An 8,540-nucleotide genomic window follows, 5' to 3' on the forward strand; every position below is an offset into this window, starting at 1 on the left:
GAGCGGCCATGCTCGCAGCCTCGCAGTCGCCCACAGAGCAGCTACAAAGAGCATTAAAACCACACAAAGCTCGCACACCTTCTCTCGTCACGGCACTGCAGCCGCTCCACTCGCGATACCCGCTTCACCCGCTTCACCCGCCCTGCCTGTCAAGCCCGCACAGCCCTCAGGTGATCCAGTGAAACCGCTGATCGGACGCATTCCCGTCCTGGACGTACGCCCGCTCGTCGACTGCGGAAGACGCCCCGCGAAGGCGGTGGTCGGTGAATCCTTCCAGGTCACCGCGACCGTCTTCCGCGAAGGCCATGACGCCGTCGCCGCCAATGTCGTTCTCGTGGACCCGGGCGGACGCCCCGGCCCGTGGACCCCGATGTGTGAACTCGCCCCCGGCACCGACCGGTGGGGCGCGGAGGTCACCCCCACCGGGGAAGGCCGGTGGACGTATACGGTCGAGGCGTGGAGCGACCCCGTCGCGACCTGGCGCCACGCCGCCGGCATCAAGATTCCGGCCGGTGCCACCGACATCCCCCTCGTCCTCGCGGAAGGCGCCGAGCTGTACGAGCGCGCCGCCGCCGGGGTGCCCAAGCGCGACGGCCGGGAGGCGGTGCTCGCCGCCGCCGACACCCTGCGGGACACCGCGCTGCCCGCCGCGGCCCGGCTCGCCGCCGCGCTCGCCCCCGAGGCCACCGCGGCCCTCGACCGCCATCCGCTGCGCGAACTGGTCAGCGCTTCACGCCCGGTGCCGCTGCTCGTCGAGCGCCGCCGCGCGCTGTACGGATCGTGGTACGAGCTGTTCCCGCGCTCCGAGGGCGCGGTGGTCCGGCAGGGCGAGCCGCCGGTGAGCGGCACCTTCAGGACGGCGGCCGAGCGGCTGCCCGCCGTGGCCGCGATGGGGTTCGACGTCGTCTACCTGCCGCCGATCCACCCCATCGGCACCACCTTCCGCAAGGGCCCCAACAACAGCCTCACGCCCGGCCCCGAGGATGTCGGGGTGCCGTGGGCGATCGGCTCGGCCGAGGGCGGCCACGACGAGATCCACCCGGCCCTGGGGACGATCGAGGACTTCGACCACTTCGTGGAGACGGCCCGCACCCTGCGGATGGAGATCGCGCTCGACTTCGCGCTCCAGTGCTCACCGGACCACCCGTGGGTCGAGAAGCACCCGGAGTGGTTCCACCACCGCGCGGACGGCTCCGTCGCGTACGCGGAGAACCCGCCGAAGAAGTACCAGGACATCTATCCGATCGCCTTCGACAGCGATCTGCGCGGGCTGGTCCGGGAGACCACCCGTGTCCTGCGGTACTGGATGGCGCACGGTGTCCGCATCTTCCGCGTCGACAATCCGCACACGAAGCCGGTGCTCTTCTGGGAGAAGGTCATCGCGAACATCAACCGGACGGACCCGGACGTCATCTTCCTGGCGGAGGCGTTCACCCGGCCCGCCATGATGCGGACGCTCGGCGCGGTCGGCTTCCAGCAGTCGTACACGTACTTCACGTGGCGTAACAGCAAGCAGGAGCTGACGGAGTACCTGACGGAGCTGTCGGGTGAGTCGGCCTGGTCCATGCGGCCCAACTTCTTCGTCAACACACCGGACATCCTGCACGCCTACCTCCAGGAGGGCGGCCGCCCCGCCTTCGAGGCGCGGGCGGTGCTCGCGGCGACGATGGCGCCTACCTGGGGGGTGTACGCGGGGTACGAGCTCTGCGAGAACACACCGCTCAAAGCGGGCAGCGAGGAGTACCTCGACTCGGAGAAGTACCAGCTCAGGCCCCGTGACTGGGAGGCGGCCGAGCGTGAGGGCCGGACGATCGCACCGCTGATCACGTCACTCAACCGGATCAGACGGCGCCACCCCGCCCTCCAGCAACTCCGCGACATCCACTTCCACCACGCCGACAACGACGCGGTCATCGCGTACAGCAAGAGGTCGGGTACGGACATCGTTCTGGTGGTCGTCAACCTCGACCCCCACCACACCCAGGAGGCGACGGTCTCGTTGGACAGGGCACGGCTCGGCCTCGCATCGATGGAGGGTCACGAGACCGTGCCGGTGCGCGACGAGCTCACCGGCGAGACCTATCACTGGGGCAGCTCCTTCTATGTGCGCCTGGAGCCGGGCGTCACGCCCGCGCACATCGTGGTGCTGCGACCGTCCCCGCCGATCGGAGGGTCACCCACATCATGATCGTCAACGAGCCGGTCCACGACACGTTCGAGGACACCCCGGCCAAGGACCGCGATCCCGACTGGTTCAAGCGCGCCGTCTTCTACGAGGTCCTGGTGCGTTCGTTCCAGGACAGCAACGGCGACGGCATCGGTGATCTCAAGGGAATCACCGCCAAGCTGGACTATCTGCAATGGCTCGGGGTCGACTGCCTCTGGCTGCCGCCGTTCTTCAAGTCGCCGCTGCGCGACGGGGGCTACGACGTCTCCGACTACACGGCGGTCCTCCCCGAGTTCGGCGACCTCGCCGACTTCGTGGAGTTCGTCGACGCCGCGCACCAGCGCGGCATGCGCGTGATCATCGACTTCGTCATGAACCACACGAGCGATCAGCACGACTGGTTCCAGGAGTCCCGCAAGGACCCCGAGGGTCCGTACGGCGACTACTACGTCTGGGCCGACGACGACAAGGCGTTCCAGGACGCGCGGATCATCTTCGTCGACACGGAGACGTCGAACTGGACCTTCGACCCGGTGCGCAAGCAGTACTACTGGCACCGCTTCTTCTCCCACCAGCCCGATCTCAACTACGAGAACCCGAAGGTGCAGGAGGAGATCGTCTCCGCGCTGCGCTTCTGGCTGGACCTGGGCATCGACGGCTTCCGGCTCGACGCCGTGCCGTACCTGTACCAGGAGGAGAACACCAACTGCGAGAACCTGCCGGCCACCCACGAGTTCCTGAAGCGGGTACGGGCGGAGATCGACGCGAACTACCCCGACACCGTGATCCTCGCCGAGGCCAACCAGTGGCCGGAGGACGTCGTCGACTACTTCGGCGACTACGCGAAGGGGGGCGACGAATGCCACATGGCGTTCCACTTCCCCGTGATGCCGCGGATCTTCATGGCCGTACGGCGCGAGTCCCGCTACCCGGTCTCGGAAATCCTGGCGAAGACCCCGGCGATCCCGAGCAGCTGCCAGTGGGGCATCTTCCTGCGCAACCATGACGAGCTGACCCTCGAAATGGTCACGGACGAAGAGCGCGACTACATGTACGCGGAGTACGCCAAGGATCCGCGGATGCGCGCCAACATCGGCATCCGGCGCCGGCTCGCCCCGCTGCTGGACAACGACCGCAACCAGATCGAGCTGTTCACGGCGCTGCTGCTGTCGCTGCCCGGCTCCCCGATCCTCTATTACGGGGACGAGATCGGGATGGGCGACAACATCTGGCTGGGCGACCGGGACGCCGTACGGACGCCGATGCAGTGGACCCCGGACCGGAACGCGGGCTTCTCGTCCAGCGACCCCGGGCGGCTCTATCTGCCGACGATCATGGACCCGGTCTACGGCTACCAGGTCACCAACGTGGAGGCGGCGATGGCGTCGCCGTCCTCGCTCCTGCACTGGACCCGGCGGATGATCGAGATCCGGAAGCAGAACCCGGCCTTCGGGCTCGGCTCGTACACGGAGCTGCCGTCGTCCAACCCGGCGGTGCTGGCCTTCCTGCGCGAGGCGCCCTCCCAGGAGGGCGAGGGCGACGACCTGGTGCTGTGCGTCCACAACTTCTCGCGTTTCGCACAGCCGACGGAGCTGGACCTGAAGACGTTCAGCGGCCGGCACCCGGTGGAGCTGATCGGCGGGGTGCGGTTCCCCGCGATCGGCGAATGGCCGTATCTGCTGACCCTGGCGGGCCACGGCTTCTACTGGTTCAGACTGCGGAAGGACGCCGCCGCCGCGCCTCCGGCGTGAGCCGCGTATCCCCTCCTGCCCGGAGGGCCGTTGTGACACGGTGTTAACGCGTGTCGTGGTGCGGGGCGGTTTCCACCGCCTCGCACGGGGCACTCTCCTCCACATCCAGTTCGATCGATTCGATCAAATTCGTATCGAGTTCGTACGGAATCGATCCGTACGGATCATCCTCACCCGACACGTCCCGCACAGCCGGACAGCCATTGCCGCAATCCGGGACACTCTGCGCATCCTGTGGTGTGCCCGGGGAAAGGACGCGATGCCATGTCGAAGGCGGCATCCGCCCGGATTACTCCGGGTCTCGCTGACCGAAGCCACCCTCCGCAGGACCCCGTCACCTCCCCGGCCCAGGACGCCCGACCCGACCACGGCGTCCCCCGGCTCAGGAGCGCCCTGTCCCCGCCGTCCGGGGCCCAGGCATCCGCTCCCGCTCTCTCCGACGCCGAGGCGCGCACGCTGGTCGGCTCGCTCGCGCCGCTCCTCCAGGAATGGCTGCCCCGCCGGCGCTGGTTCGCGGGCAAGGGCCGGCCCATCACCGGCTTCGTGCCGGTCGCCGTCACGGAGCTGCGGGCGCTGGGCGCCGGCGGCCCTGGACTGCTCCATCTGCTCGTACGGGTCGAGCAGCACGGCGCCGCGAGCCCGGCCCCGGCGGCCGGCCGTTACCAGGACTGCTACCAGCTCCTCCTCGGCGTGCGGCACTCACTGCCCGCCTCCCTCGCCACCGCCGCGATCGGCCAGGTGGAGCAGGGGCCGCTGGCCGGCCGCACCGTCTACGAGGGCCTCCACGACCCGCGCGTCGCCGACCTGCTGCTGGAGCGGCTGCGCACCCCGGGCGCGCGCGGGCCGCTGCGGTTCTGCCGCGCGGCGCCCCTCCCGGCCGGGCTCACGGGCCGGCTGCTCGACGCCGAACAGTCCAACTCGTCGCTGGTGTACGGAACCGCCGTGGACGGTGGCTCGGGCGGCGGCTCGGACGCGTACATCCTGAAGATCCTGCGCCGGGTCTTCCCCGGCCCCCATCCGGATCTGGAGCTGCCGCTCGCCCTGGCCGCCGAGGGGTGCGAGCGGGTGCCCGCGCCGGTCGGCTGGATCGAGGCGGCCGACCCGTCGGGCGGCGGCCGGCCGGCCGGCGGCGAGACCCTGACGCTCGGCGTGCTCCAGCCGTATCTGCGCGACTCCCTGGACGGCTGGCGCCTGGCGCTGGCGGCGCTCACCGAGGACCGGGAGTTCACCGCGGAGGCGCGGGCGCTGGGCCGGGCCACCGCCGAGGTGCACACCGCGCTCGCCGCCGCGCTGCCGACGGTGACGCTGGGCCGCCGGCAGACCGCGCACCTCGCCGAGGGGATGACCGAACGGCTGGAGGCGGCGGCGCGCGCGGTGCCCGCGCTGCTGCCGTACGTCCCCGGGCTGCGTGCCGCGTTCGACGCGCTCGCCGGGCCGGCCGGGGCGGGGCGCGGCAGGTCCGCGCAACGGGTGCACGGCGACCTCCATCTCGGCCAGGCCCTGCGGACCCCGGACGGCCGCTGGTCGGTCATCGACTTCGAGGGCGAACCCGCCAGGCCGCTCGCCGAACGGCGCCGGCCGCAGCCGCCGGTCCGCGATGTCGCGGGCATGCTCAGGTCCTTCGACTACGCGGCGCGCCAGCACGAGCCGTGGCGCCCCGACTGGGCGGCGCGCTGCCGCGCGGCGTACTGCGAGGGGTACGCCGCCGCCTCGGGCACCGATCCGCGCACGGAGCCCGAGCTGCTGCGCGCGTACGAGACGGACAAGGCGGTGTACGAGGTCCTGTACGAGGCGAGGCACCGCCCCGACTGGCTCCCGGTCCCGATGGCGGCGATCCGCCGGCTCGCCGCGGGCACCTGACCCGCGCCGCCGCCGTTCTCCCCCTCCCTGCTTCTCCCCTCCCCCTCCCCCTCCCCCCTCCGTTCGACAACGAAGCCCCTTCGAGGAGGCAGCCCCCGTGACCGCCCGCACGCCGTCCGACCGTTCGTCCGGCCGGACTCCCAAGCCCACGTCGAAGTCCGCGTCCAAGTCCGCGTCCAAGTCCGCGTCCAAGTCCGCGTCCAAGTCCGCTTCGAAGTCCGCGTCCAAGTCCGCGTCGAAGCCGAAGCCCAAGACCACCCCGAAGACCAAGCCGAAGGCCGCGTCACCGGCCGCCGCCCTCCCGATCCCGGCCCCCGCGACGGCACCCGCACCCGCCGCGGCTCCCGCGACGTCCGCGCCCCGGGTGCGGGTCGCGCCGCCGCTGGACGCGGGCGACCGGGACCGGCTGCTCAGCGGGACCCACCACGATCCGCACGGGCTGCTGGGGGCGCACCCCGTGCCGGACGGGGTGGCGTTCCGGGTGCTGCGGCCGTACGCGCGGGCCGTCACCGTATGCGCGCCGGATCTGCGGGCGGAGCTGAGAAGCGACGGGGACGGCTTCTTCTCCGGCGTCCTGCCGCTGCGCGCGGTGCCCGCGTACACGCTGCTCGTCCGGTACGGCGAGGAGGCCGAGGGCAACGACAGCGGTGACTCCGCGGCCGAGCCGGACGAGCTGGAGGTGGGGGACCCGTACCGCTTCCTGCCCGCGCTCGGGGATCTCGATCTGCATCTGATCCGCGAGGGCCGGCACGAGGAGCTGTGGCAGGCGCTCGGCGCCCGGACGATGACCCACCAGGGGGTGACCGGGACCCGGTTCACGCTCTGGGCGCCGAACGCGCGCGGGGTGCGGATCGCCGGTGACTTCAACTACTGGGACGGTACGAGTCTGCCCATGCGCTCGCTCGGCTCCTCGGGGGTGTGGGAGCTGTTCGTGCCGGGGATCGGCGAGGGCGCGCTCTACAAGTTCGACATCGCCCGCCCCGACGGCTCGCACACCCTGCGGGCCGACCCGATGGCCCGGCGTACGGAGGTGCCGCCCGCGACGGCCTCGATCGTCACCGAGTCCCACCATGTGTGGCGGGACGCGGAGTGGCTGGCGCGGCGCGGCGAACGTCCGGTGCACGAGGCGCCGTTCTCCGTCTACGAGGTGCATCTCGCCTCTTGGCGACCGGGGCTGACGTATCGTCAGTTGGCCGCTCAGCTTCCCGCGTACGTCAAGGATCTTGGCTTCACGCACGTCGAACTGATGCCGGTGGCCGAGCATCCCTTCGGCGGCTCGTGGGGGTATCAGGTCACCGGGTTCTACGCGCCGACGTCCCGCATGGGGACTCCCGACGACTTCCGGTACCTGGTGGACGCCCTGCACCGGGCGGGCATCGGGGTGCTCGTCGACTGGGTGCCCGCCCACTTCCCGAAGGACGAGTGGGCGCTGGCGTGCTTCGACGGCCGGCCGCTGTACGAGCACGCGGATCCGCAGCGGGCCGAGCACCCGGACTGGGGGACGCTGGAGTTCGACTACGGGCGCACGGAGGTCCGTAACTTCCTGGTCGCCAACGCCGTCTACTGGTGCGAGGAGTTCCACATCGACGGGCTGCGCGTGGACGCGGTCGCCTCGATGCTCTACCTCGACTACTCGCGCGAGGAGGGCCAGTGGTCCCCCAACGAGCACGGCGGGCGGGAGAACCTGGACGCGGTGGCGTTCCTTCAGGAGATGAACGCGACGGTCTACCGCCGCTGTCCCGGCGTCGTGACGATCGCCGAGGAGTCCACCGCCTGGAACGGTGTCACCCGCGCCACCGACCAGGTGGGCCCCGACGGGCTCGGCGGGCTGGGGTTCGGGCTGAAGTGGAACATGGGGTGGATGCACGACTCGCTGGGCTACGTCTCGAAGGAGCCGGTGCACCGCAAGTACCACCACGGGGAGATGACCTTCTCCATGGTGTACGCGTACAGCGAGAACTACGTCCTGCCGATCTCGCACGACGAGGTCGTGCACGGCAAGCGCGCGCTGGTGGCGAAGATGCCCGGCGACTGGTGGCAGCAGCGCGCGAACGAGCGGGCGTACCTCGGCTTCATGTGGGCCCATCCGGGCAAGCAACTCCTCTTCATGGGACAGGAGTTCGCACAGGGCGCGGAGTGGTCGGAGGGCCACGGACCGGACTGGTGGCTGCTGGACCCGTCGTACGAGGCCGAGCCCGACCACCGGGGCGTGCGCGACCTGGTCCGGGAACTCAACACGGTGTACGGCGAGACGCCGGCGCTCTGGCAGCGGGACACCGTCCCGGAGGGGTTCGCCTGGGTGGACGGCGACGCGGGCGAGGACAACGTCTTCGCCTTCCTGCGCTTCGACGCCCAGGGCGCGCCGCTGCTGGCGGTCTCGCACTTCTCGCCGGTGGTGCGCCACCAGTACCGGCTCGGCGTGCCCGAGGAGTTCACGGCCTGGACGGAGGTCCTCAGCACCGACGAGGCACGGTACGGCGGCGGCGACATCCGCAACCCGGAGCCGCTGAAGCCGGAGTCGGTGGCCGCGCACGGCAGGCCGACGAGCATCCAGCTCACACTGCCGCCGCTGGCGACGGTCTGGCTGCGGCCGATGTGACACCCCGGTCCCGCGCGATGACCTGACGTACCTCATCTGACGTACCATCAGTCGTGGGGGGGGGGGGGCCCGGCCGCCCCCGCCCGCGGCGGGGGGCGGCGCCGCGCCCCCCCCCCCCCCCGCCCCCCCCCCACCCACCCCCCCCCGCAACAAAAGGGGGGAG

General features: G+C 71.1%; 4 protein-coding genes. All 4 read left to right on the forward strand.

Annotation, left to right across the window (positions count from 1 at the left end):
• Positions 1-187: 187 nt before the first annotated feature.
• The 4 genes from ACFTZC_RS20330 (at position 188) to glgB (ending at position 8,377) form a co-directional block, all read left to right on the forward strand.
• On the forward strand, positions 188-2,188 hold the full coding sequence (locus ACFTZC_RS20330) for an alpha-1,4-glucan--maltose-1-phosphate maltosyltransferase (RefSeq protein ID WP_382891641.1): 2,001 nt from the start codon (positions 188-190) through the stop codon (positions 2,186-2,188).
• Positions 2,185-3,918 carry a maltose alpha-D-glucosyltransferase gene (treS, locus tag ACFTZC_RS20335; protein WP_382891565.1) on the forward strand — a complete coding sequence of 578 codons (1,734 nt, stop codon included), beginning with the start codon at positions 2,185-2,187 and terminating at the stop codon, positions 3,916-3,918. The genes ACFTZC_RS20330 and treS overlap by 4 nt, the downstream gene beginning before the upstream one ends.
• A 264-nt stretch (positions 3,919-4,182) precedes the next feature.
• The gene (locus ACFTZC_RS20340) at positions 4,183-5,778 is read left to right on the forward strand and encodes a phosphotransferase (protein WP_382891567.1); all 1,596 of its coding nucleotides are present in this window, start codon (positions 4,183-4,185) and stop codon (positions 5,776-5,778) included.
• Between the two features lie 97 nt (positions 5,779-5,875).
• Positions 5,876-8,377 (forward strand): 1,4-alpha-glucan branching enzyme, encoded by a 2,502-nt coding sequence (gene glgB, locus ACFTZC_RS20345; protein WP_382891569.1) that lies wholly within the window; start codon positions 5,876-5,878, stop codon positions 8,375-8,377.
• The last annotated feature ends 163 nt before the right edge of the window (positions 8,378-8,540 follow it).

It is taken from the genome of Streptomyces sp. NPDC056987 (assembly GCF_042673865.1).
Lineage (GTDB): Bacteria > Actinomycetota > Actinomycetes > Streptomycetales > Streptomycetaceae > Streptomyces.

Bases quoted from the DNA above. Each gene is read 5' to 3' on its own strand.
- treS (WP_382891565.1), top strand. From the start codon at position 2,185: ATGATCGTCAACGAGCCGGTCCACGACACGTTCGAGGACACCCCGGCC.
- ACFTZC_RS20340 (WP_382891567.1), top strand. From the start codon at position 4,183: ATGTCGAAGGCGGCATCCGCCCGGATTACTCCGGGTCTCGCTGACCGA.